Origin of the sequence: Enterobacter sp. Crenshaw, from assembly GCF_024734705.1 — a bacterium.
In the GTDB taxonomy this organism is placed as follows: Bacteria; Pseudomonadota; Gammaproteobacteria; order Enterobacterales; family Enterobacteriaceae; genus Enterobacter; species Enterobacter asburiae_B.
Genome location: NZ_CP102932.1, coordinates 3,534,192 through 3,558,169 on the forward strand (window position 1 = coordinate 3,534,192; position 23,978 = coordinate 3,558,169).

Consider the following 23,978-nt stretch of genomic DNA (forward strand, 5'->3'; position numbering starts at 1 on the left):
CGATGTGGCGGATTCTGGTGAGAAATTTATTCTTGATCTCTTTTTTCCGACTCACTCTGGTGATAATGCTGTTCCTTATGGTGGGCCCTGCGGCGGCAGGCACGCTTACGGAAACGGATAAATCGGTACGCTCGATTGTCTCAGGCATCGTGAGCTATACGCGATGGCCGTCACTTTCCGGTCAGCCCAAACTCTGCGTCTACGCCACTTCGCACTATACGCACGCCCTCAGCGGCGATGAGGGGCATAGCGAGTTACCTTATACTCCCGTTATTGTACGTAACGATCAGGAAGCCCTGGCCGCGACGTGCGATGCGATCTATTTCGGGTCTGAATCACCGGCAAAACAACTTGAATTAATAAGTCAATATCAGGGCAGAGCGTTGCTATTAATCTCAGAGCAAAATCCGGAATGTGTAATTGGCAGTGCCTTTTGCCTGATAATCGATCGCGGCCAGGTACGGTTCGCCGTCAATCTGGATGCATTGACGCGCAGTGGCGTAAGAGTCAATCCGGATGTATTAATGCTTGCACGGAATAAGCAGCATGGATAAAGATTTCACTTCAACGCCACGTCCGACGTTTAAAAGAACGTTGAGGCGAAACAGCATGATAAGCGTCATCATCACGATGACGTTAATATGGCTGCTGCTCTGTTTTGCTTCCGTCGTGACGTTAAAACAATACGCGCAAAAGAATCTCGAATTAACCGGCGCAACAATGAGCCACAGCCTGGAAGCCTCGCTGGTGTTCAACGACTCGCTGGCGGCCAACGAAACGCTGGCTGCGCTGGGCAAACAGGGGCAGTTTGCCGTGGCCGAGGTCATTAACGCGCATAAAAAGCGGTTTGCCTACTGGTCCTGGAACCCGGAGGACAACAACGACACGCTGGGCGCACTGGTCAGCCGCTGGCTTTTCCCCGTACCGGTTGCGCAGCCCATCATGCATAACGGCGCAACGATCGGCGAAATTCGCCTGACCGCGCGTGACAGCCTGATCGGCCATTTCATCTGGATGTCGTTTGCCGTTCTGACCGGCTGCATTCTCTTTGCAACCGTCGTCGCGCTCACTATTACCCAGTCTTTGCACCATGGGATGGTCACGGCCCTGCAAAACATCACTGACGTCGTGCATGACGTTCGTACTAATCGCAACTTCTCCCGCCGGGTGAAAGACGGCCGTATCGAAGAGTTTCACCAGTTTGGTGAGGACTTCAACAGCCTTCTGGATGAGATGGAGGAGTGGCAACTGAAGCTTCAGGCGAAAAACGCCCAGCTGCTGCGTACCGCCATGCACGACCCGCTCACCGGTCTTGCCAACCGCGCGGCGTTTCGTAACAGCATTGCAGCCTTAATGAACGACCCTTCAGCCAAAACAAACTCGGCCCTGCTCTTCCTTGACGGTGATAATTTTAAGTTTATTAACGACACCTGGGGACACGCGGCAGGCGACTGCGTGCTGATAGAAGTCGCCAGCAGGATGATGGAGTTTGGCGACAAACGTCACCAGGCTTACCGCCTTGGCGGTGACGAATTCGCCATGGTGCTGTACGGCGTACACTCTGAGCTCGAGGTTCAACACATTTGTGCTGCGCTATCGCAGCAGTTTATCCGTCCGTTTGATCTTCATAACGGACAAAAAGCATCGATGTCACTCAGCATTGGCTTTGCTCTGGCGTGGGAAAATGCTTCCGTGGAAGCATTACTGGAGAGGGCTGACCGCAACATGTATCAGGTGAAAAACCAGCGTACGAAAACAACAAGTTAGAAAGGATACACTATGTTAAAACGTTACTTCGCGCCGATAGTTCTGGCCTCACTGGTTCTGGCAGGCTGTCAGTCGCCCCCGGAAGGCAAATTCACTCCTGAGCAAATTTCGGCGATGAAGTCTTACGGTTTTAACGAACTGAACGGTGACTGGTCGCTTGGCATGTCGGACACCATCCTGTTTGATAAAAATGACGCCAGACTGCGCCCGGAAAGTGAAACGCAGATCCAGTCCATGGCCTCTCGCCTGGCGGAAACCGGCCTGAACCACGCGCGAATGGACGGTCACACGGATAACTACGGTGAAGAAAGCTACAACGAAGCGCTGTCGTTAAAACGCGCCAATGCCGTGGCCGATGCCTGGGCGAAGGGGGCAAATATCCCGCGCAGCAATCTCACCACGCGGGGGTTAGGTCAAAAATACCCGGTTGCGAGCAACAGCACTCCGCAAGGGCGCGCTGAAAACCGCCGCGTCGCAGTGGTGATCAGCACGCCATAGAGTTATTTAGCGGATGATTCGGCGAGCGTCACCCTGGTTGCCGCTCGCCAGCGCAGCCAGTCCACCACAACAAACAGCGTCAGACTCACGCCCATGACCGGCAAGGCGAGTCCCAGCAGTATGCTGATTACCACCGTAACGCCTCTTCCCCATCCTGACAGCGCCAGCCAGCTCTGGCAAAGCGTCTGCACCGGATCCACGGCCGACCGTGCAGGACGACGCATCCACCACATCCGGTAACCCCAGACGATGAGCACGCACAGGGCGAGGCCGAACGCCACCAGCAGCAGCTGATTCACCAGCCCGAATAAGATCCCCATATGGAAATCCACGCCCCAGCGGGTCAGTTTTGCCATTAACGGGAAATCCTCGAATCGGGTTCTGTCCAGGATCTGCATCGTAGAAGGATCAACCGCAACGGCGTCCACCTGGGTCGGCCAGCTACGATCGATTTCCGTCACGGTCCAGGCGCGATCCGCCGTTTTTGCCGGGCGGATCTCCAGCCTGTTGGCATCAATTCCCGCGTTACGGGCCGCGCTTAATACTCCGTCAAACTGCGTCAGATCCATCGCCATTTCCGGCATCATCATTCCGCCGTGATGGCCTCGGTGTTCGGCGTGCTCATCCACGATCTTCTGTTGACCGGAAAGCATCGTGTTCACCTGCGGGGTAAGCCAGTTCATCTCTGCCCGCAGCTTATCAACGTTCCCGCCAGCCCACTGGGACCAGGTCAGGCCGGTTGCTGAGAACAACAGCATTCCGCCCAGCAGACTCCAGCCCAGCGTCACGTGCATCCGACGACGATTCTGGAAGCGATTATTGATTCGCCGTTTGGGCCGGGTATAAAACCACAGGGCAGCACCGCCCAGCGCGGCAACCCACATCCAGGAGGCTGCAAGCTCGCTGTAGAGCCGCCCCACGTCGCCCAGCATCAAAGAGGTATGCAGATAATCAATGGTCTGACGCAGCGGTAAAATCCCGCTGGTGCCGTATACCGTCATATCTCCCAGCACCGCCAGGCTTACTGGATCAATAAAGATAGCCCGGTTCTCCGATGGGCCAAGCGTCGGATCGGCAAACATCACGCGGGTGGTTTCGCCTTCAGCCAGCCCCGGACGCACGGCGTGCAAATGCAAATCTGAGCCAACGTTTTTTTCCGCCACGGCGATTTGCTCCGCCAGCGGCTGCAACTCGCCTACGGAATTCGTGTGGAGCGCGTGCCGGTAGAGCGCATTCTCCAGCTGCGGGGTCGCCACATACAGCGTACCGGTCAGCGCGGCAAAGAAGATAAACGGACCAACAAAAAGCCCGACATAGAAATGGAGGCGACGCAGCAGGTTTCCCCATGCCGCGCGCGGAGTGCAGGTAGTCATACTTTTCCTTTTTAAGGCAAAAAGTTATCGATTTAGTTTTAAAGGGAAAAAGCAGACTGCCGCGGCGGCGCGCGGGTATCAGGGTAAAGCCAGGGGAAAAAGTGCCAGTGGCTAACCGCCTGGCGCGGCGGCTTAATGCGAAGCCTCTGTAATACCGCGCTGAGCAGGACGATCAGCGCCAGCATCACGCCAGGGACATGCGCTAACAGCACGCAGTAGCCGCACGCTTCCGCATGGTCGACAGGCATCGTATGCGGCATATCGCCCTGATGCTCGTCCATCGACATCATGCTCATGTCATGATGCATGCCCGGCATCGCGCTCATGGGATCTTTCTGCAAGGAGACGGAGATAAGCGGCGCAACCACGATCAGCAGGATCGCAAACAGCGCGGTCAATGCCGCTGCGCGCTTCCGGTCAGGCTGATGCAGTACGTTATCCACGTCCCCTCCATTCAAGAGGCAAGCATTGTAAATGATTTATGACAAAAGGGTTAACGTGAGAAATGCGCAGGGATAAAAAAAGGGCCAGCCTTTCGGCCAGCCCTTTCTAACAGGATGTCGCTTAAGCGAATCTTAGTTCAGACGCTCTTTAATACGAGCAGACTTACCAGTACGCTCACGCAGGTAGTACAGTTTAGCTTTACGTACAGCACCACGACGTTTAACAGCAATGCTGTCAACTACCGGAGAGTGAGTCTGGAAGACACGCTCAACGCCTTCGCCGTTGGAAATTTTACGAACAGTGAATGCAGAGTGCAGACCGCGGTTACGAATAGCGATAACCACGCCCTCGAATGCCTGCAGACGTTTTTTGGAACCTTCAACAACCCATACTTTCACTTCCACGGTGTCACCTGGACGGAAGGAAGGTACGTCCTGCTTCATCTGCTCTTGTTCAAGTTGCTTAATAATGTTGCTCATAATTTAATCTCTTATCCTGGGTAAACTGATATTCGGGAGCGTATTACGCATTCCCATCATGTTCATGCTGCTGGTGCGCGTGTTCTGTTTTGAACTCGGCCAGCAACTTTGCTTGCTCTTCAGTCAGAGCCAGGTTTTCCAGAAGTTCAGGTCTTCTAAGCCAGGTTCGGCCCAGCGACTGCTTCAAACGCCAGCGACGTATCTCGGCATGGTTTCCAGACAGTAACACCGCCGGTACTTCCATCCCTTCTAACACTTCAGGACGAGTATAGTGTGGACAGTCCAGCAACCCATCGGCAAAGGAATCTTCCGTTGCCGAAGCTTCATGGCCCAGAACCCCCGGAATGAACCGGGCGACGGAGTCAATCAGCGTCATTGCGGGTAACTCACCACCGCTGAGAACGTAATCGCCGATAGACCATTCTTCGTCAATCTCGGTTTGAATTACGCGCTCATCTATCCCTTCGTAGCGCCCACAGACCAGAATCAGCTTTTGATTCGTCGCCAGTTCGCTCACGCCCGCTTGATCAAGCTTGCGTCCCTGAGGTGACAGATAAATCACCTTTGCGCCTTCACCTGCCGCGGCTTTTGCTGTGTGAATGGCGTCCCGTAAGGGTTGCACCATCATTAGCATCCCCGGTCCGCCGCCGTAAGGACGATCGTCCACGGTACGGTGCCGGTCATGAGTAAAGTCACGAGGACTCCAGCTCTGGATGCTCAGCAGGCCATTCTTTACTGCCCGGCCAGTTACCCCGTAATCGGTAATCGCGCGGAACATTTCAGGAAACAGGCTAATTATGCCAATCCACATAGCGCCGTCTTTTACCGTTTATCCGGAGAATTTAAAAACCAGGATCCCAATCTACTTCAATGGTTTGAGTAGTGAGATCGACTTTCTTGATAACCTGTCCATCGAGGAACGGAACCAACCGCTCCTTGATGCCAAATGCATCTTTCAGGTTTGCCTTAATGACGAGAACGTCATTTGACCCGGTTTCCATCATATCGATGACTTTCCCCAGGCTGTAGCCTTCGGTAGTGACTACCTGGCAACCCATAAGGTCTTTCCAGTAGTAGTCGCCCTCTTCCAGCTGTGGCAACTGCGACGAATCCACGACAATTTCACAATTAGTCAGCGCATTCGCAGCATCACGATCGTCAACGCCTTTCAGCTTGATGATGATGTCCTGATTGTGGTGACGCCAGCTTTCCAGCTCGACCTCTTCCCACTTACCGCCTTTCTGGATAAACCAGGGCTGGTAATCAAAAATGCTATCAGCGTCTTCAGTGGAGGAAAACACTCTGAGCCAACCACGGATACCGTAGCAAGAACCCATTTTTCCCAATACGATCGGTTCAACAGGTGCTTTATTGCTCATCATGACCACCGTGACAGATTAAGCTGCTTTGTTTGCTGCTTTGATCAGCGTAGCAACGCGATCGGAAACAGTAGCGCCCTGGCCAACCCAGTGAGCGATACGATCCAGATCCAGACGAGTTTCTTCTTCTGCGCCAGCGGCCAGTGGGTTGAAGAAACCAACGCGCTCGATGAAGCGACCGTTGCGTGCATTACGGCTGTCAGTCACAACAACCTGGTAGAACGGACGCTTTTTAGCGCCGTGACGAGCTAAACGAATAGTTACCATAACATCCTCTTGTGTGAATAAAACAACCGGGCCCCATCGAGGAACGGAGCCCGGGTGTCATATTAAAAGCCCGAAAATTTTACTCATTTTCGGGCAAAAAGCAATCTCAAAAGCGATTAACGCCCTGGAAAACCGGGTGGCATCATGCCTTTCATGCCGCGCATCATCTTCGCCATGCCGCCTTTCTTCATTTTCTTCATCATGCGCTGCATGTCGTCGAACTGTTTAAGAAGACGGTTAACGTCCTGCACCTGCATGCCGCAACCGGCTGCGATACGGCGTTTACGGGAACCTTTGATGATATCCGGGTTAGCGCGCTCTTTGAGGGTCATCGAGTTGATGATCGCCTCCATACGCACCAGCACCTTGTCATCCATCTGCGCTTTCACGTTGTCAGGGATCTGGCCCATGCCCGGCAGTTTGCCCATCAGGCTGGCCATGCCGCCCATGTTTTTCATCTGACGCAGCTGCTCAAGGAAGTCGGTGAGATCGAAACCGTCGCCTTTTTTCAGCTTGCTGGCAAGCTTCTCGGCCTGCGCGCGGTCAACTTTGCTCTCGATATCTTCGATCAGCGACAGCACGTCGCCCATGCCGAGGATACGGGAGGCAATACGATCCGGGTGGAACGGCTCGAGCGCTTCAGTTTTCTCGCCCACGCCGAGGAATTTAATCGGCTTACCGGTGATGTGACGAATGGAGAGCGCCGCACCGCCGCGGGCGTCACCGTCCACTTTGGTCAGCACCACGCCGGTTAGCGGCAGCGCTTCGTTAAACGCTTTCGCGGTATTCGCCGCATCCTGACCGGTCATGGCATCGACAACGAACAGGGTCTCTACCGGGTTGATAGAGGCATGCACCTGCTTAATCTCGTCCATCATCGCTTCGTCAACGTGCAGACGACCGGCGGTATCCACCAGCAGCACGTCGTAGAATTTCAGCTTCGCTTCTTTCAGCGCCGCGTTAACGATGTCGACAGGCTTCTGCGCCACGTCGGACGGGAAGAAATCTACGCCGACCTGTTCGGCCAGAGTTTCCAGCTGTTTGATCGCCGCCGGGCGATAGACGTCCGCAGAAACCACCAGCACTTTCTTCTTGTGCTTTTCACGCAGGAATTTACCCAGCTTACCGACGCTGGTCGTTTTACCCGCACCCTGCAGGCCCGCCATCAGCACCACGGCCGGCGGCTGAGCCGCCAGGTTAAGCACCTGGTTCTCTTCGCCCATCGCCGAAACCAGTTCATTACGAACGATTTTGACGAACTCCTGACCCGGGGTCAGGCTCTTGTTAACTTCATGACCAACCGCCTTCTCTTTAACGCGGTTGATAAAATCACGAACAACCGGTAACGCGACGTCTGCTTCCAGCAGCGCCATGCGCACTTCGCGCAGCGTTTCCTTGATGTTCTCTTCAGTAAGGCGTCCGCGGCCGCTGATGTTGCGCAGCGTGCGCGACAAACGATCGGTTAAATTATCAAACATTGTCTCTCGCCTGAGTAGAAACGTTGGGCCGCCATGGGCGACACATACACGGAATTTTGCCGGAGTATAACATGAAGGCGCCTTTGTTGTTATGCAACGGTTGGAGCAGGCGTCACGTAACGTTATACTGCTTCTCTTTCTTATTAAGACAACTGTCGATGCCTATATGCCTGTTTTCGCACTGATCGCCCTTGTTGCCTACTCAGTCAGCCTCGCGCTGATCGTTCCCGGACTGCTGCAAAAAAACAGCGGCTGGCGGCGCATGGCTATTCTTTCCGCGGTGATCGCACTGATCAGCCACGCGTTTGCGCTGGAATCACGCATCATTCCCGGCGACGGCAGCGTGCAAAACCTGAGCGTCCTTAACGTCGGCTCGCTGGTCAGCCTGATGATCTGCACGGTAATGACCATCGTCGCGTCTAAAAATCGCGGCTGGCTGCTGCTGCCGATTGTCTATACCTTCGCGCTGATCAATCTGGCCCTCGCCACCTTTATGCCTAATGAATTCATTACGCATCTGGAGGCGACGCCGGGGATGTTGGTGCATATCGGCCTGTCGCTCTTTGCCTACGCGACGCTGATCATTGCCGCGCTTTACGCCATGCAGCTCGCCTGGATTGACTATCAGCTGAAAAACAAAAAGCTGGCGTTTAACCATGAGATGCCGCCGCTGATGGTCATTGAGCGTAAGATGTTCCACATCACCCAGGTGGGCGTTGTGCTGCTGACGCTGACGCTCTGCACGGGCCTGTTTTACATGAAGAACCTGTTCAGCGTGGAGAATATCGATAAAGCGGTGCTCTCCATCATCGCGTGGTTTGTCTATATTGTCCTGTTATGGGGCCATTATCATGAAGGCTGGCGCGGTCGTCGCGTGGTCTGGTTCAACGTCGCGGGTGCGGGCATTCTCACCCTTGCCTATTTTGGCAGCCGCTTCATACAGCAATTTGCTGGCTAAGTAACAAAAGGAGTTCCCCCTGGAACACATCTCTACCACCACGCTGATCGTTATCCTGATCGTCATGGTGGTCATCTCCGCCTATTTCTCCGGCTCGGAAACCGGCATGATGACCCTAAACCGCTACCGGTTACGTCATCGTGCTAAACAGGGTAACCGTGCCGCTCGTCGCGTTGAAAAACTGCTTCGCAAGCCGGATCGCCTGATAAGCCTGGTGCTCATCGGCAACAACCTTGTCAACATTCTGGCCTCCGCCCTCGGCACCATCGTTGGGATGCGCCTGTACGGCAACGCCGGGGTGGCGATTGCCACCGGCGTGCTGACGTTCGTGGTGCTGGTGTTTGCCGAAGTGCTGCCGAAAACCATCGCCGCGCTTTACCCGGAGAAAGTCGCCTACCCGAGCAGCTTCCTGCTGGCACCGCTGCAGATCCTGATGATGCCCCTGGTCTGGCTGCTGAACATGGTAACGCGCGTACTGATGCGGATGGTAGGAATCAAAGCCGATGTCACCATCAGCAGCGCGCTCAGCAAAGAGGAGCTGCGCACCATCGTGAATGAATCCCGCTCGCAGATCTCCCGGCGCAATCAGGACATGCTCCTGTCAGTGCTGGATCTGGAAAAGGTGAGCGTCAACGACATTATGGTGCCGCGTAACGAAATCGTCGGTATCGACATTAATGACGACTGGAAAGCCATCGTCCGCCAGCTGACGCACTCCCCGCACGGGCGCATTGTGCTGTATCGCGATTCGCTGGATGACGCCATCAGCATGCTTCGCGTGCGCGAAGCCTACCGTCTGATGACCGAGAAAAAAGAGTTCACCAAAGAGGTAATGCTGCGCGCCGCCGACGAGATTTACTACGTGCCGGAAGGAACGCCGCTCAGCACGCAGCTGGTGAAATTCCAGCGCAACAAGAAAAAAGTCGGCCTGGTGGTCAATGAGTACGGCGACATTCAGGGGCTGGTGACGGTCGAAGATATTCTGGAAGAGATTGTCGGGGACTTTACTACGTCAATGTCACCTTCCCTCGCGGAAGAGGTCACCCCGCAAAACGACGGCTCGGTGCTGATTGACGGTAGCGCGAACATTCGCGAACTCAACAAAGCCTTTAACTGGCATTTGCCGGAAGATGAGGCTCGCACGATTAACGGGATGATTCTGGAAGCGCTGGAAGAGATCCCGGCGGCGGGCACGCGGGTGCGCATTGAGCAGTACGATATTGATATCCTGGACGTGCAGGACAATATGATTAAGCAGGTGAAAGTCCTGCCCGTAAAACCCCTGCGCGAAAGTATCGCTGAGTAAGGCTGTAGGCCGGGTAAGGCGAAACCGCCACCCGGCACTACGAATGGCAAATTACGCTTTCGCTTTCGCCACGGTCACCATCGCAGCGCGAATGGTACGGCCGTTCAGGGTGTAACCTTTCTGCATCACGCCCAGCACTTTACCGGCTTCCACCTCTTCTGACTCCACCATTGCAATCGCCTGGTGGACGTTTGGATCCAGCGGTACGTTAGTATCGGCAATCACTTCCACGCCAAACTTACGCACCACGTCGAGCATGGATTTCAGCGTCAGTTCAATACCTTCGATCATCGCCGCGTTGTCCGGATTCGCTTTGTCAGCCACTTCCAGCGCGCGATCGAGGCTATCGATTACCGGCAGCAGTTCGTTGACGAATTTCTCCAGCGCAAATTTATGCGCCTTCTCAACGTCCTGCTCGGTACGACGACGCAGGTTTTCCATTTCCGCCTTGATGCGCAGAACACCATCGCGTTCGCGATTCTGTGCTTCTACCAGCTGGGCTTCCAGATTCGCAATTTTTTCATCGCGCGGGTCCACCTGCTCAGCAGATGCGTCTGGCTCTACAGCCTCAACTTCATCGTGCTGTTCCGTGATAATTTCTTCAGGGGCTTGCCCCTCAGGCGTTTTCTGTTCTTTACTACTCATGAATTTCTCCGCGTTTTTCTGCATTCATCTCGCTAACTTCGCTTATTATGGGGATCAGTTTCCGGGATTCAAGGGAACAAGACAGATTGTCATCATTCATCAGGCACAAGGACCTCCAGAAAATGAATAATCATTTCAGGTGTATTGGGATCGTCGGGCATCCGCGTCACCCTACCGCACTAACGACACATGAAATGTTGTATCGCTGGTTGTGTAGCAAAGGCTATGAAGTGATGGTCGAGCAGCAGATTGCGCAGGAGCTGCAGCTGAAGAGCGTCAAAACCGGCACGCTGGCGGAAATTGGTCAACAGGCCGATCTCGCCGTGGTGGTGGGCGGCGACGGCAACATGCTCGGCGCAGCCCGCACGCTGGCGCGTTATGACATTAAGGTCATCGGCATCAACCGTGGCAATCTCGGCTTTTTAACCGATCTCGACCCGGACAATGCGCAGCAGCAGCTGGCCGACGTGCTGGAAGGCCACTATATCAGTGAGAAACGCTTTTTACTGGAAGCGCAAGTGTGCCAGCAGGACTGCCAGAAGCGCATCAGCACCGCAATTAACGAGGTGGTTCTTCACCCCGGGAAAGTGGCGCACATGATTGAATTCGAAGTTTATATCGACGAAATCTTTGCTTTTTCCCAGCGTTCCGACGGGCTGATTATCTCCACTCCGACCGGCTCAACCGCCTACTCGCTTTCTGCCGGCGGCCCGATCCTGACGCCCTCGCTGGATGCCATTACCCTGGTGCCGATGTTCCCGCACACGCTCTCCGCCCGCCCGCTGGTTATCAACGGTGACAGCACGATACGTCTGCGCTTCTCGCACCGCCGTAACGACCTGGAGATCAGCTGCGACAGCCAGATAGCGCTGCCGATCCAGGAAGGTGAAGATGTCCTTATTCGTCGGTGTGATTATCATCTGAATCTGATTCACCCGAAAGATTACAGCTATTTCAACACATTAAGCTCGAAGCTTGGCTGGTCAAAAAAATTGTTCTGATTTTGCATCCAGTACTTTACTGTATAAAAAACCAGTTTATACTGTATGAAAACACAGTTATGGTTTTTCATACAGGAAAACAATTATGCTGGCACAACTGACCATCAGCAACTTTGCCATTGTTCGTGAGCTTGAGATCGATTTCCACAGCGGCATGACGGCGATCACCGGGGAAACCGGTGCAGGTAAATCCATTGCCATTGATGCCCTCGGCTTGTGCCTTGGTGGCCGCGCAGAGGGCGACATGGTGCGCATGGGCGCAAACCGTGCCGACCTGTGCGCCCGTTTCTCCCTGAAAGACACCCCTGCCGCCCAGCGCTGGCTGGAACAGAACCAGCTTGAAGATGGACGTGAGTGTTTACTTCGCCGCGTGATCAGCAGCGACGGTCGTTCACGTGGCTTTATCAACGGCACGGCGGTCCCGCTCTCCCAGCTTCGCGAACTCGGCCAGCTGCTTATCCAGATCCACGGTCAGCACGCGCACCAGCAACTCGTCAAACCTGAACAGCAGAAAGCGCTGCTGGATGGCTATGCGGGTGAGTACGCGCTTACTCAGCTTATGGCGGAGCACTATCGCCAGTGGCATCAGAGCTGCCGTGAACTTGCCCAGCACCAGCAGCAAAGCCAGGAGCGCGCAGCACGTGCGGAACTGCTGGCGTACCAGCTTAAAGAGCTCAACGAATTCAACCCGCAGCCGGGTGAGTTTGAGCAAATCGACGAAGAGTACAAACGTCTGGCGAACAGCGGCCACCTGCTCTCAACCAGCCAGAATGCGCTCAACCTGCTGGCGGACGGCGAAGACGTGAACCTGCAAAGCCAGCTGTATAACGTCCGCCAGCTCATTACTGAACTGGTCGGCATGGACAGCAAGCTTTCTGGCGTCCTGGATATGCTGGAAGAAGCGGCCATTCAGATCTCCGAAGCCAGTGACGAACTGCGCCACTACTGTGAACGTCTGGATCTCGACCCGAACCGTCTGTTTGAGCTGGAGCAGCGTATCTCCCGTCAGATTTCACTGGCGCGCAAGCACCACGTCACGCCGGAAGAGCTGCCAGGATTCTATCAGTCTCTGCTGGAAGAACAGCAGCAGCTTGACGATCAGGCTGACTCGCAGGAAACCCTCTCTCTCGCGGTGAACCTGCACCATGAACAGGCGCTGGCGACAGCGCAAAAGCTGCATGAAATCCGTCAGCATTACGCCCAGGAGCTAAGCCAGCACATCACCGACAGCATGCACACGCTGGCGATGCCGCACGGTGTCTTCACCATTGATGTCCGCTTTGAAGAGAACCACCTGACGGCAGAAGGTGCGGACCGCATTGAGTTCCGCGTCACTACCAACCCGGGGCAGCCGCTGCAGGCTATCTCCAAAGTGGCATCCGGCGGTGAACTGTCGCGTATTGCGCTGGCGATTCAGGTGATTACCGCGCGTAAAATGGAAACCCCGGCGCTGATTTTCGATGAAGTGGATGTCGGCATCAGCGGCCCAACGGCGGCGGTGGTGGGCAAACTGCTGCGCCAGCTAGGCGAATCAACGCAGGTGATGTGTGTCACCCACCTGCCGCAGGTCGCAGGCTGTGGTCATCATCACTTTATCGTCAGCAAAGAAACTGACGGTGAAATGACCGAAACGCATATGAAGCCGCTGGATAAACGTGCGCGTCTGCAGGAGCTGGCACGCCTGCTCGGTGGCAGCGAAGTCACCCGCAATACGCTCGCGAACGCGAAAGAACTGCTGGCGGCATAAACTTTTTCGGGATCTCAGGGTCATACAGAACAACAAAAACGCCGCCAGACCGGTTTCAAAGTGGGACAAGGTCTATTATCATCGGCATATTACATATGAGCCGCGTTCTGCTCGGGCCCGAAAAGGAATCAAATCACTATGCGTTGTAAAATGCTGACCGCTGCCGCAGCGGTTCTTCTGATGTTGACCGCAGGCTGTTCCACTCTGGAGAAAGTGGTTTACCGTCCTGACATCAACCAGGGGAACTACCTTACCCCTAACGATGTGTCCAAAATCCGTGTGGGGATGACACAACAGCAGGTCGCTTATGCACTGGGAACCCCGATGATGTCCGATCCGTTCGGCACTAACACCTGGTTCTATGTATTCCGTCAGAAGCCGGGCCACGAAGATGCGACCCAGCAGACCCTGACGCTGACCTTTAGCAGCGCCGGTGTGTTAACCAACATCGACAACAAGCCTGCCCTGACCAAGTAATCAGAACTCAGAAATGCAAAAAGGTGCTCATTGAGCACCTTTTTTGTTCTTCTTTTATCCCCTCGCCCCTTTGGGGAGAGGGTCAGGGTGAGGGGAAAACACGCTACTTACCCGATTTCTCCGCACGCTGACGTCGCAGCTCTTTCGGGTCAGCAATCAGCGGGCGATAAATCTCGACCCGGTCGCCCTCTTTCAGCACATCACCCAGCTTCACCGGACGGCTATAAATCCCGACCTTATTTTTCGCCAGGTCGATATCGCTGCGAAGTTCGAGGATGCCGGACGCGCGGATAGCCACCTCAACGGTTGCCCCCTCTTCCAGCGTCACGTGCTGCAGATACTGCTTCTCCGGCAGCGCGTACACCACTTCTACAGCAATCTTATGCGACACTGTAAACCTCTTTGGCGCGGGTGGTGAACGCCTGAACCATATTCGAAGCCAGCTCTTTAAAAATGCGGCCAAACGCCAGCTCAATCAGCTTATTGGTAAATTCAAAGTCCAGCTGGAACTCGATGCGACAGGCGTCAGCGCTCAGCGGCGTAAACTTCCAGCCCCCCATCAGGGTTTTAAACGGACCATCCACCAGATGCATCAAAATACTCTGATTGCTGGTCAGCGTATTGCGGGTGGTGAACGTCTTGCTGATCCCCGCTTTGGAGACATCCACCGCCGCGGTCATCTGCGTCGGGCCGGACTCCAGAACGCGGCTCCCGGTGCACCCCGGAATAAATTCAGGATAAGACTGAACATCGTTCACTAACTGATACATTTGTTCCGCGCTGTAAGGCACAAGCGCAGTACGGCTAATCTGAGGCATAGCATTTCCCATGGTCACACAACGGACAAATAATAACATTTATCACCTGTTAAAAAAACGCTAAGCCTCATCTCGTGCTAAGATAGCGCGTTAGACCTCACAGGACGCAATGAGGTGACTTTTTGAAATCAGATTACCGACGGCTTTACGACACTTATGACGAAGAAAAAAGCACATAAACCAGGCTCGGCGACCATTGCGCTCAACAAGCGTGCTCGCCACGAGTATTTCATTGAAGAAGAATTCGAAGCTGGCCTTGCGTTGCAGGGCTGGGAAGTAAAATCGCTGCGCGCCGGGAAAGCCAACATCGGCGATAGCTACGTGATCCTGAAAGATGGCGAAGCCTTCCTGTTCGGCGCGAACTTTACGCCGCTGACCGTCGCCTCCTCACACTACGTGTGTGACCCAACGCGCACCCGCAAGCTGCTGCTGAACAAGCGTGAGCTGGAATCCCTCTACGGACGCATCAACCGTGAAGGTTTCACCGTGGTAGCCCTGTCGCTGTACTGGAAAAACGCATGGTGTAAAGTGAAAGTTGGCGTCGCAAAAGGTAAAAAACAGCACGACAAACGTACTGACCTGAAAGAGCGCGAGTGGCAGCTTGATAAAGCGCGCATCATGAAAAACGCAGGACGTTGATTCTGCACACTTATTGTACTATTCAATAAGTTAGCGTTCCGGGCTGGTATCCAGGAAGTGAAATCTGGTATACTTAGTTCAACACTATTGGGGCTGATTCTGGATTCGACGGGATTTGCGAAACCTAAGGTGCATGCCGAGGGGCGGTTTGCCTCGTTAAAAGCCGCAAAAAAATAGTCGCAAACGACGAAAACTACGCTTTAGCAGCTTAATAACCTGCTCTGAGCCCTCTCTCCCTAGCTTCCGCTCTTAAGACGGGGATCAAAGAGAGGTCAAACCCAAAAGAGATCGCGTGGAAGCCCTGCCTGGGGTTGAAGCGTTAAAATTAATCAGGCTAGTTCGTTAGTGGCGTGTCTGTCCGCAGCTGGCGTGCGAATGTAAAGACAAACTAAGCATGTAGTACCGAGGATGTAGAAATTTCGGACGCGGGTTCAACTCCCGCCAGCTCCACCAAATAAAACAAGGGGTTACGTGAAAACGTAGCCCCTTTGTCTTTAATATTGGCGGCAAAATGGCGACAGCCAATCTTCCCTACATCTCATACCAGTGTATTAGTCCAAATCAGTAAGTCCAATAGACATTGTCCATTGGTGAATGTAGGCTCTACTGATTAAATATTTCATCCATAAGTTTAGTGATCGATGGGAGGAGCGGATGGCTTTCATCACAAGAGAGCAGGCTTTAGAGCATTTTCGCAAGCGTTATAATGAAGATAAATTTACTTGTACTGTAAATAAAATTTCTAGCGGTTATGTCTTTATTGCTACACCAATTTCTCAGGCTGATTCTGGTCAGAGTCGCGTTAATCAGCAAGTACCCTCCCAAAAGCCAGGATCTGCAGAAATAAGTAGTTCAACATTAGACAGATTTTTTGTGACAACAAAATTTTCTCCAAAGGTAAGATCATTTGCTGGCGATGCTTTAAGCAAGGCTGAAAAACTCCCAGCAAAGAAAACATCTAAAATAGAAGATGAGCCTTTACCTGATGAAGCAATCAGGGCTGTCATAGCAAGTCGCGCTAAGCGAAAAAAACCAGTCCCTTATGTACGCGAAGAATTTAACTCGACATCAACGTTAAATATAAATCAACATGACTCAGACCGACCACGATGCATCTATTGTGGCGACTATCATTCAGGCATTGTTCGTGACCATGTTGTTTCAGTTGCCTGGAGAGGTGGAGTAAGGCATTACGATCGCAGCCACACAGTACCATCTTGCCCACAATGTAATAACCTGCTGGGCGATAAACCCTTGCATAATATTGCAGACCGGGCGGCATTTCTGGTTGGTGCTATTGAGCATCACGAACGTCGCTATCTATTTACTGTAGACAGGACGCCTGAGGAATTAGCGGAACTTGACCATTTCTTAGCAATATCGGTAAAAAGTGCAATGTATGAAAAAGCAATTGCCTTAAAACGGATAGAATATGCTAAACAAGTCGCCGCTGGATATTATGACTATGCAACTATTAAGCATTTGGTTAAGCAGGGTAGAGAGATCCCCGAAGAATAAGCCAGATAGACTTAGTCACATCGTCACTTAGCCAACTAAATATAAACTACTGAAATTTTTATAATGAATTTGTTTCGAACGATTAAATCCGCCGTGGCGGGTCAGTATACAAGTTGTTGCTGCATCCCTTTGGGATGCCGTGGCGCGGTGCTAAATTTCTCAGGACGGCAAACCGATCTCATAAACGACTCATGCGTCACGAAGGTATGTCCGCACTAAATGTTAGTACACGGGTTGTAGCGCTCTGTGGTCTGCGTGGAGACTTGAAAACTGGTTGTGCAGTTTGGCGCGAATACCTTCGATAATGTCGCCTGCCAGCGACGGTTAAGCACGCCATCCCCCGCCCACATGTGCGCTTCTGCGATGGTGTCAGCCAGTACCTGCGCGTTGCGGGTGTAGTTTTCAAAGGTGAACAGAGGATCGTCACTGGGGCAGCGGGAACCCCAGAAGCGGAAACCGTCTTTGCGGATCAGCGTGGTGATATCGCTCTGATTCAGCAGCTCCGCATCAGTGGCAGGGTCCTGCAAATCCCAGAACACATCAGCAGAAATGCCGGTGACGCCGTTCGCGCCCACGTTGGACAGGGATTAGTGCCAGCCGGTCTGTTCGACAATTTTGGCACGCTGGCCCAGCGCACAGGCTGAGGCATAAGCCGTTGCGTCAGCATTCAGCTCGGTGTCAAAACTGATGAAATCAGGCCAGATCAGCATCCCCTCGCGCTGGCTGAAATTATCGCGGTAGGCAATGACCTCCTCTACCGTTTTGCAGCCGTAGGCTGACATGTTGGAGGTTGTCCCCGCTTCGGTTTCGCCCTGCGCAACGCTTACAACTACCGTAACGGGTTTAGCCTGGTCGGCAATTGCATCCAGGGAGCGGGCCAGCATGACGGACTCGCCTGCTTTACCGATGCTCGTCAGCACGTCGGTAAGCAGGACCAGTTTATTGAGGGGGAACATGGACGCATCTGCATCAACACCGGTACAGACCATACCGACAATTGCCGTGCTTACTGTTGAAATTGTTCGAGTGCCATCGTTGACCTAAACGACACGCACACCGTGGTGGTAATCCTGTGCCATAAGGCCGTCTCTCCGGTTTTAAGGGGGTGTGCGTATGTTCTTGGTTGATAGGCGCGCGGCGCACTCGGCAGGATGTGTGAGAGATGGTACAATTCAGGGAGTATAAAATTGCATTTTGGCTTAAAATGAAGAAAACGATGGGTATAGCCATCCTATGCTGTGTTAGCATCAGAAAAAATTTAACCTGAATATGACTATGAACATCAGAAATGACCTTCACGGATTAACGATATTCCGCTTTGTTACTGCTTTCTATGTATTTTTATTCCACTGTAATATCAGATATAAGGCTGATGTCTCTGACTGGCTGCAGTCTGTTATCAACAATGGTGCTATCGGGATGTCTTTCTTCTTTGTTCTTTCTGGTTTTGTCATGGCGTGGGCATCTAGAAATGGGATTAAGGATAATTACTATCGTTCCAGAATTGCCAGAATATTCCCCGCTTATCTGGTCATGGGATTAATTACAGTTCCTTTCCTTCTTGAGTACGACACAACGCAAATCTCAACATATGCTTTATTATTTTTAACTACTGCACAGTCGTGGTTCCCGGATAGTTTTAGCCAATGGAACTTCGGCGGCTCCTGGTCTGTTTCAACCGAAATGTTTTTTTACCTTGTTTTCCCATTCCTGTTGCCAGTAATTAAAAAAAGACCGGTTCTCGCATTAGGTATTGCAGTATTGATATCATCAATAGTCGTACCAACGTCTATGATATTAACTAATAGCGCTGTCTTTCCTCGTTATTATGTCAGCCCTATTCATCGCCTGCCAGAATTTGTCGCAGGAGTAGCAATTGGTTGTATCTTTTCTCGCGGCTTTCGCATTACCAAATTTAACAACACGCTTTTTATTGTTGCAATATCCTCTCTATTTTTTATTTCCCCAACCAACAATAATGGCTGGATGCAAAACAACTACATTACATTACCAGCAACATGCTTTGTTGTTTATCACCTCGCAGCCGCAGCAATTAATAAAAACGCCATCACCCTGCCATTAATATACTTAGGAAAAATAAGTTACTCATTTTACCTGATGCAATTACCCATTATGATTTACATAACTAAATACCATGACAGCCTTGAATCATTCCCTACATGGTTTATCTGGACACTTTTGGCCTTCATTAATTTAGTGATGGCTTCGGCTTGCTATCATTTCGTTGAAGATAATAAGTTCATTAAATCTTTCATCCTGAACTGGCGACGTAAGCCGAATTCACCTTTAGAGCTAAGCTAACTCAGGTTTTTCAGGCCCAAAAAATATCAGGTGCCTCAGATGTTTTTATGGCCTGCAAGTCGCGAATGTTTGTATCCATAATTTCAGTTTAACTTTGTCTTCATCGCTGATGAGACCGAGTTGTAGTTCAGTCAGCCCTAGGCTGATAGTACTTTGAGCAACAACCAGCAGTGCGGTTTTTTACTGTTCTGCTGCCTTCACCTGAGTATTTTTTTGCATCTTCTCATCTGTGCCGTTCCGTCGCCCTCACGGCTCAGCACGTTAAGCACCACCTCCGCCGGTGCTGCGCTGGTTGCGCTGGCATCAGCCATTCTCCCGTCCGGGCTTTTAGCGTGAAACTCATAGGCCACCGTCGGGCCCGCAACGGACATACCCTCAAATGCATCAGGAACACGCAGGCGCAGCGCCTCGTCACTTTCCATTACCGCTGTGACCGGCGGCACCCCGGCGTTATCGGCAGGTGTAACCGTCCGCCGCTTCACGTTGTAGTTGGCCGGCATCTGATCGAGATCGCCGCCTCGTTGATACGCTGGCGCAGCAGGATTTCACGATACGCATTTTCCTGCAGGAGCTTGGTCACGGATTCAGACTCCAGCTCAAGCGTGCGCCTAACCGCGTCCTGCTCGTCTGCCGGATAAAGGGCCACAAACGCGGATTTCCGTACCTTTAGCAACGATTCAAAATCCGTCACATCCACTATCTGCGAGGCGGACAGCTGGGAAAGGTCAATGACTGCCATTGTCTGCTCCTGTTGGTACTGAAAGGGAAACAGGCGCGCCGTTATTGCGATTCCCGGATAGATCAACCACCATGGAGCCGTCAAAGCTGCTGTTGATGTTGATGTTGATGGTGATGGTGATGGTGATGGTGATGGTGATGGTGATGGAATCCAGCGTGAGCCGTGGCTTCCAGCGACTCAATGATACGTAAACAGCAGCCATAATCTGCAGGCGCAGCACCGGGTCTGGGGCTGTCAATCAATGCTGACAGCAGGGAACCTTATTCCCGGCTGACCATGCGGCTTTTCTGTGGAGTCAACAGAATATCCCGGGCCGACTGCCTCAAATGGTCCGCATCAGAAATGGCTTTGCCATCGCCCTGATTCATACCGATATACAGCGTTATACAGGACCTCCCGATGTATCGCCGCCGGACTTAACGCCGTTATGACCGTGTTTATCCACTATGTTCCCGTTAGAACTCATGGCGCCCCGCCATGGATGACGCCACCCTTGATCACCACCTCGCTGTTTATGCACGTGTTGCTTGCTTCCACCACAAATTCACCCGTTTTCAGGGTTATGTTGTCTGCAGCCTCGATCACCATGGATTTGATACCCCGCACATACCAGCGGCCGGTCACGGCTTCATATTCAAACCAGCCACCGTCCGAATATTCCATTACGCAGCCGTCCACTGAGTCCGACGGCGGCGCGAACTGGTTGGAATAGATCGCAGGTAAGGCATACCGCCCATACTCAGCACCACCACCTGCTCATCCGGCGACGGGCACCGCCTGCGCGCAGTGTCAGCCAGTTAATCCAGTTGGTTTCAAACTCGCCTACCTTCACCCGGCACAGCCCGTTTTTCCGGTCCACTTCGGTTACGGTGCCTGTGCGGATCAGGTTGGTGATAATGCGCATGATTTCTGCGAGTTGTGCGTTCATGCGATTAATTTGCCCACGATAAAGGAATGTGTATTAATAAGAATTTGTTTCATCACTTATACAATTTCACAGAGGGACAACATGAAGTCTAAGTTTGGTTTAAATCTGCCATATGGAGTTTATGCATCAATTATTATACTATTATGTTTTTCTATACTTATTTGGTTTAAAGCCGATTACTCAGACGATAAAATCGTAGTTATTTCTTTATTTGTACTTTTTTCATCCGCTACCATTCAGGCAGCAAGCCTTATTAGAATGGACAAGTTCGATATTTATAAAAACATATTAAATGCGATATGGAATATAGAAACAGCGATTACTTTTATATATGGTATATATGTTATTCTCGAATTCTCCTATCTCCCTACCGATAAACAACCATCATTTACAAAATGGGCTTTTCAACACATTGAACTCTTTGCACTCATAATCACCATATTAGTTACAGTCTGTGTTGCAAGAGCTGGCTACTCAGTTGCAGAGATTTTCAAAGACCCGATAAAAAAAACGGCTAATATTAAAAAAATTACAGATAAAATTAAAAAACCTGAAATCAAACCTCAAACTCCAAAAATGCAAAGAAAAAAAAGAAGAAACAGGAGGTAATTCTATTTAGGTGCATCACTTTGCAACCATTCACGAGTAATTGATACTCCCTCAGTGTTAATTCCAAGTAAATGGCGCTTTGGATAGAGAGTCTCCGGTCCATTAAGGCTTACACGAACTCGTAAGCCATAATGTAATGTACCCGCGCAATGCGCTGCACCTTTCCTGCAAACTGCATGCTGGCAGAAACAGCGCTTGCTGCAACACGACCGATCTCTGCTGTAGCATTCGAAAACTTCACCATGTATGACGTGAAAAAAGCCGTGGCTGGGTGAAAAAGAAGATCGGCGGCGTTTGTCAGAACTGATTGAGCAGTGGCACTCTCTTTATGGCTAGACGCTCGCAGATTCCAAACGCCTGGTGGCGAAACTGAACATTATCTGCAATGGGCTGGGCGATCCAGTTGCCTCTGAGTTAACCGCCGGTGACTTTAGGAAATATCGTGAAGCACGGTTGAAAGGTGAGGTAAGTAACGAAGAAGGCGCGCTAACGTCGCCAGTAAAGCCCCGCACGGTAAACCTGGAACAGCGTAACTTATCATCCGTTTTTGGCCCCCTGAAAAAGCTAGGCCGCTGGTCAGCTCCTAACCCACTCGCCGGGCTACCAACATTCAAAATCGCAGAGGGGGAACTGGCGTTCCTGGACCAAGATGACATTAAACGCCTGCTTGATACCTGCGCTGGTTCTCAAAGCCCCAGCCTGTTAATGATCGCAAAAGTATGCCTGGCCACCGGTGCGCGGTGGAGTGAAGCCGAAAACCTTCAAGGCTATCAATTATCAAAATACCGGATCACCTATACCAAAACCAAAGGCAAGAAAAACCGAACCGTACCGACTTCTCAGGAGCTGTATGATCAACTCACCAAAAACAAAGGGAAACTATTCACACCATGCAGAAAAGCCTTTGAGCGTGCAGTGAAGCGGGCCGGTATCGATCTGCCAGAAGGACAATGTACGCATGTGCTGCGCCACACATTCACCAGCCACTTCATGATGAATGGGGGAAACATACTGGTCCTTAAAGAAATTCTGGGGCATGCCGATATAAAGATGACAATGATTTATGCGCATTTTTCTCCAGATCATTTGGAGGATGCAGTAACTAAAAACCCATTATATAATTTAGGTACGCAATGGAATATTTAAAATACATAACTGACCATTCAGGTATAGCTTCATACGGAGCATTTATCGCAATTTTATTATTTTTAGCCATTTGTAGAAAATGGTATATCCTTGATAAAAGAAATCTATTTCACCAGAAATTATTTTGGATTTCCGTTGGCGTTCCGTTCATATCTTTTATATATTTTGGGTTATTCGCATGGTGGGGAAAAACCCCGGCCCTCTCGGCTCATGGGTATGCTCGATTTTATGAGATAAGTAAATTCCCATTGTTGTTACTGGCAAGTTCAGTTCCATTAGCCTCAATTGTAAATAATATCCATAGAACTATTCAAACAGAAGCTCAAATAAATACATCTGAAACAAAGAATGCCGTGGATAGATATTTAGCTCATGAGAAAAACTTCATAGAGAAAACAAAAGAAATATTAACATTTAAACTCACTGGTGCTAGAGACAGCGATGGTAAGCTAACTGAATTTAAGCATGACGAAACAAAATTCGAATTATTTACTTCAGATGAAGTAAAAGTTTCCAATCCATACCTTTTGCACAGTAAAATATACAATAATGCAACAATGGAAACATCATCTGACTTTTCTCCGAACGCAGAAGTATTGTCTAATATAAAAAACCATTTAAGTGCAATTGATGATACTCTATCATATAAACACTCTATCCCCGATGAAAACTCTGTCAGCTATATGATCCGCTTAAACAGGTTATCGTTCAATATTGCTTCATTACTTGACCTAATTTGCGCGAATTCAATTTCTAATGTTTACTGCCTTGTGAAGTATGGGATATATGAATTAAAGACCTTCACGCCGGATGAACAAATACTAGCAGATACCTTAGAAGCGACATATCATTTATCAAAGAAATTGGTTCGCTTAGTATATAATGAAGATCTACCAAACTATAGCAACATTTATAATTATTTATATATTGGTGAATTGAGATTCAACTTAAGACAAAAAGCTTCTTTTTTACAGTCATTTTCATCGCAGGATTGGACCGATTATGTATCTGATAGTTTGTCTCTGCTACCACATACCGTTGGCGGCAACTTGGCGGCAGAGCTTTAAAATCGCATAAGATGTACATAAACCAGATAATACTAGCTCATTGTTTTTAAAATAAAATTACTGTTTTTATTACGATAAAAATGGTATGTAGAAATTTCGGACGCCGGTTCAACTCCCGCCAGCTCCACCAAAATTCTCCATCGGTGATTACCAGAGTCATCCGATGAAGTCCTAAGAGCCCGCACGGCGCAAGCCCTGCGGGCTTTTTTGTGCCCCATGCCCACGGTTCCTTCCATCCCTTTGACAAACATCAACCCCCTTCCCCCTTCTCCTGTGCAAAATTACCCACACCACCCAGCGCTACGGAATAGCCGCTCAACCCGGAAGGAACCCCACCATGTACAGACCCATAACCGTTATTATCTTCATTCTC

The 23,978-nt window shown here is 51.1% G+C and carries 23 protein-coding genes, 1 other RNA gene and 7 pseudogenes; 15 read left to right on the plus strand and 16 right to left on the minus strand.

Annotated elements, in window-relative coordinates:
• Positions 1–17: 17 nt before the first annotated feature.
• From NWV12_RS16755 to NWV12_RS16765, 3 genes are read left to right on the plus strand one after another with little or no spacing between them, the layout of a single operon-like run.
• A complete protein-coding gene (locus NWV12_RS16755; RefSeq protein ID WP_033146572.1) occupies positions 18–554 on the plus strand; it encodes a YfiR family protein in 537 nt (178 codons plus the stop codon).
• Complete coding sequence (gene dgcN, locus NWV12_RS16760) at positions 547–1,767, plus strand: diguanylate cyclase DgcN (protein WP_029741024.1); 1,221 nt, start codon at positions 547–549, stop codon at positions 1,765–1,767. The genes NWV12_RS16755 and dgcN overlap by 8 nt, the downstream gene beginning before the upstream one ends.
• Before the next feature lie 12 nt (positions 1,768–1,779).
• On the plus strand, positions 1,780–2,265 hold the full coding sequence (locus tag NWV12_RS16765; RefSeq protein WP_029741023.1) for an OmpA family protein: 486 nt from the start codon (positions 1,780–1,782) through the stop codon (positions 2,263–2,265).
• 2 nt (positions 2,266–2,267) lie between these two features.
• On the opposite strand, the gene NWV12_RS16770 is transcribed toward NWV12_RS16765, so the two are convergent.
• The 7 genes from NWV12_RS16770 to ffh form a co-directional block, all read right to left on the minus strand.
• A complete protein-coding gene (locus NWV12_RS16770; protein WP_048979770.1) occupies positions 2,268–3,638 on the minus strand; it encodes a PepSY domain-containing protein in 1,371 nt (456 codons plus the stop codon).
• Between the two features lie 38 nt (positions 3,639–3,676).
• Complete coding sequence (locus NWV12_RS16775) at positions 3,677–4,081, minus strand: DUF2946 domain-containing protein (protein WP_048979772.1); 405 nt, start codon at positions 4,079–4,081, stop codon at positions 3,677–3,679.
• Positions 4,082–4,213: 132 nt separating this feature from the next.
• Entirely contained in the window at positions 4,214–4,561 is a 348-nt protein-coding gene (gene rplS, locus NWV12_RS16780) for a 50S ribosomal protein L19 (RefSeq protein ID WP_002914145.1), read from the minus strand.
• A gap of 43 nt (positions 4,562–4,604) precedes the next feature.
• The gene (gene trmD, locus NWV12_RS16785) at positions 4,605–5,372 is read right to left on the minus strand and encodes a tRNA (guanosine(37)-N1)-methyltransferase TrmD (RefSeq protein WP_014832949.1); all 768 of its coding nucleotides are present in this window, start codon (positions 5,370–5,372) and stop codon (positions 4,605–4,607) included.
• Positions 5,373–5,403: 31 nt separating this feature from the next.
• Positions 5,404–5,943, minus strand: coding sequence for a ribosome maturation factor RimM (gene rimM, locus NWV12_RS16790; RefSeq protein ID WP_029741020.1), 540 nt, complete (start codon positions 5,941–5,943; stop codon positions 5,404–5,406).
• Between the two features lie 15 nt (positions 5,944–5,958).
• Positions 5,959–6,207: a 30S ribosomal protein S16 gene (gene rpsP / locus NWV12_RS16795; RefSeq protein ID WP_003863133.1), complete on the minus strand. Its 249-nt coding sequence runs from the start codon at positions 6,205–6,207 to the stop codon at positions 5,959–5,961.
• Positions 6,208–6,323: 116 nt separating this feature from the next.
• The gene (gene ffh, locus NWV12_RS16800; RefSeq protein ID WP_014884878.1) at positions 6,324–7,685 is read right to left on the minus strand and encodes a signal recognition particle protein; all 1,362 of its coding nucleotides are present in this window, start codon (positions 7,683–7,685) and stop codon (positions 6,324–6,326) included.
• Positions 7,686–7,851: 166 nt separating this feature from the next.
• Between ffh and NWV12_RS16805 the strand changes: the two genes are divergently transcribed.
• Positions 7,852–8,643 (plus strand): inner membrane protein YpjD, encoded by a 792-nt coding sequence (locus NWV12_RS16805; RefSeq protein WP_014884879.1) that lies wholly within the window; start codon positions 7,852–7,854, stop codon positions 8,641–8,643.
• A 19-nt stretch (positions 8,644–8,662) separates the two neighbouring features.
• Complete coding sequence (locus NWV12_RS16810) at positions 8,663–9,949, plus strand: HlyC/CorC family transporter (protein ID WP_025759264.1); 1,287 nt, start codon at positions 8,663–8,665, stop codon at positions 9,947–9,949.
• A 51-nt stretch (positions 9,950–10,000) separates the two neighbouring features.
• Here NWV12_RS16810 and grpE read toward each other — a convergent pair whose 3' ends face one another.
• A complete protein-coding gene (gene grpE, locus NWV12_RS16815; protein ID WP_023333122.1) occupies positions 10,001–10,594 on the minus strand; it encodes a nucleotide exchange factor GrpE in 594 nt (197 codons plus the stop codon).
• 122 nt (positions 10,595–10,716) lie between these two features.
• Here grpE and nadK point away from each other — a divergent pair, with 122 nt between their 5' ends.
• The 3 genes from nadK (at position 10,717) to bamE (ending at position 13,819) form a co-directional block, all read left to right on the plus strand.
• Positions 10,717–11,595, plus strand: coding sequence for an NAD(+) kinase (nadK, locus tag NWV12_RS16820; protein WP_008502500.1), 879 nt, complete (start codon positions 10,717–10,719; stop codon positions 11,593–11,595).
• Between the two features lie 85 nt (positions 11,596–11,680).
• Positions 11,681–13,342, plus strand: coding sequence for a DNA repair protein RecN (gene recN / locus NWV12_RS16825; protein ID WP_039263457.1), 1,662 nt, complete (start codon positions 11,681–11,683; stop codon positions 13,340–13,342).
• 138 nt (positions 13,343–13,480) lie between these two features.
• On the plus strand, positions 13,481–13,819 hold the full coding sequence (bamE, locus tag NWV12_RS16830) for an outer membrane protein assembly factor BamE (protein WP_008502502.1): 339 nt from the start codon (positions 13,481–13,483) through the stop codon (positions 13,817–13,819).
• 103 nt (positions 13,820–13,922) lie between these two features.
• Here the strand turns inward: bamE and NWV12_RS16835 are convergent, their stop codons facing one another.
• Positions 13,923–14,210 (minus strand): RnfH family protein, encoded by a 288-nt coding sequence (locus NWV12_RS16835; protein WP_048979774.1) that lies wholly within the window; start codon positions 14,208–14,210, stop codon positions 13,923–13,925.
• Positions 14,200–14,637, minus strand: coding sequence for a type II toxin-antitoxin system RatA family toxin (locus NWV12_RS16840; RefSeq protein WP_024908332.1), 438 nt, complete (start codon positions 14,635–14,637; stop codon positions 14,200–14,202). The genes NWV12_RS16835 and NWV12_RS16840 overlap by 11 nt, the downstream gene beginning before the upstream one ends.
• A gap of 156 nt (positions 14,638–14,793) precedes the next feature.
• On the opposite strand from NWV12_RS16840, the gene smpB reads away from it, so the two are divergent.
• The 3 genes from smpB to NWV12_RS16855 all read left to right on the plus strand — a co-directional run bounded on the left by smpB (position 14,794) and on the right by NWV12_RS16855 (position 16,794).
• Positions 14,794–15,276: an SsrA-binding protein SmpB gene (gene smpB, locus NWV12_RS16845; protein ID WP_008502505.1), complete on the plus strand. Its 483-nt coding sequence runs from the start codon at positions 14,794–14,796 to the stop codon at positions 15,274–15,276.
• Positions 15,277–15,365: 89 nt separating this feature from the next.
• Positions 15,366–15,729, plus strand: a transfer-messenger RNA (tmRNA) gene (gene ssrA, locus NWV12_RS16850).
• Positions 15,730–15,930: 201 nt separating this feature from the next.
• On the plus strand, positions 15,931–16,794 hold the full coding sequence (locus NWV12_RS16855; RefSeq protein ID WP_152680134.1) for an HNH endonuclease: 864 nt from the start codon (positions 15,931–15,933) through the stop codon (positions 16,792–16,794).
• Between the two features lie 101 nt (positions 16,795–16,895).
• Here the strand turns inward: NWV12_RS16855 and NWV12_RS16860 are convergent.
• Positions 16,896–17,069: pseudogene (locus tag NWV12_RS16860) on the minus strand (ogr/Delta-like zinc finger family protein); the annotation flags it as partial.
• A pseudogene (locus NWV12_RS16865) lies at positions 17,068–17,813 on the minus strand (phage tail sheath subtilisin-like domain-containing protein); the annotation flags it as partial. The pseudogenes NWV12_RS16865 and NWV12_RS16860, both read right to left, overlap by 2 nt.
• A gap of 256 nt (positions 17,814–18,069) precedes the next feature.
• Here NWV12_RS16865 and NWV12_RS16870 point away from each other — a divergent pair.
• A complete protein-coding gene (locus NWV12_RS16870) occupies positions 18,070–19,116 on the plus strand; it encodes an acyltransferase (protein WP_065419812.1) in 1,047 nt (348 codons plus the stop codon).
• Positions 19,117–19,346: 230 nt separating this feature from the next.
• Here NWV12_RS16870 and NWV12_RS16875 read toward each other — a convergent pair.
• The 3 pseudogenes from NWV12_RS16875 to NWV12_RS16885 form a co-directional block, all read right to left on the minus strand.
• A pseudogene (locus tag NWV12_RS16875) lies at positions 19,347–19,855 on the minus strand (baseplate assembly protein); the annotation flags it as partial.
• A pseudogene (locus NWV12_RS16880) lies at positions 19,842–20,241 on the minus strand (GPW/gp25 family protein). The pseudogenes NWV12_RS16880 and NWV12_RS16875, both read right to left, overlap by 14 nt.
• Positions 20,238–20,783: pseudogene (locus NWV12_RS16885) on the minus strand (phage baseplate assembly protein V). Before NWV12_RS16885 ends, NWV12_RS16880 begins: the two co-directional pseudogenes overlap by 4 nt.
• A gap of 81 nt (positions 20,784–20,864) precedes the next feature.
• Here NWV12_RS16885 and NWV12_RS16890 point away from each other — a divergent pair.
• Positions 20,865–21,392 (plus strand): hypothetical protein, encoded by a 528-nt coding sequence (locus NWV12_RS16890; protein WP_048979776.1) that lies wholly within the window; start codon positions 20,865–20,867, stop codon positions 21,390–21,392.
• A 2-nt stretch (positions 21,393–21,394) separates the two neighbouring features.
• Here NWV12_RS16890 and NWV12_RS16895 read toward each other — a convergent pair.
• Positions 21,395–21,594: pseudogene (locus NWV12_RS16895) on the minus strand (phage virion morphogenesis protein); the annotation flags it as partial.
• Between the two features lie 16 nt (positions 21,595–21,610).
• On the opposite strand from NWV12_RS16895, the pseudogene NWV12_RS16900 reads away from it, so the two are divergent.
• Positions 21,611–22,538, plus strand: a pseudogene (locus tag NWV12_RS16900) (tyrosine-type recombinase/integrase); the annotation flags it as partial.
• On the plus strand, positions 22,526–23,605 hold the full coding sequence (locus NWV12_RS16905; protein WP_152680133.1) for a hypothetical protein: 1,080 nt from the start codon (positions 22,526–22,528) through the stop codon (positions 23,603–23,605). The pseudogene NWV12_RS16900 and the gene NWV12_RS16905, both read left to right, overlap by 13 nt.
• Positions 23,606–23,978 lie beyond the last annotated feature (373 nt).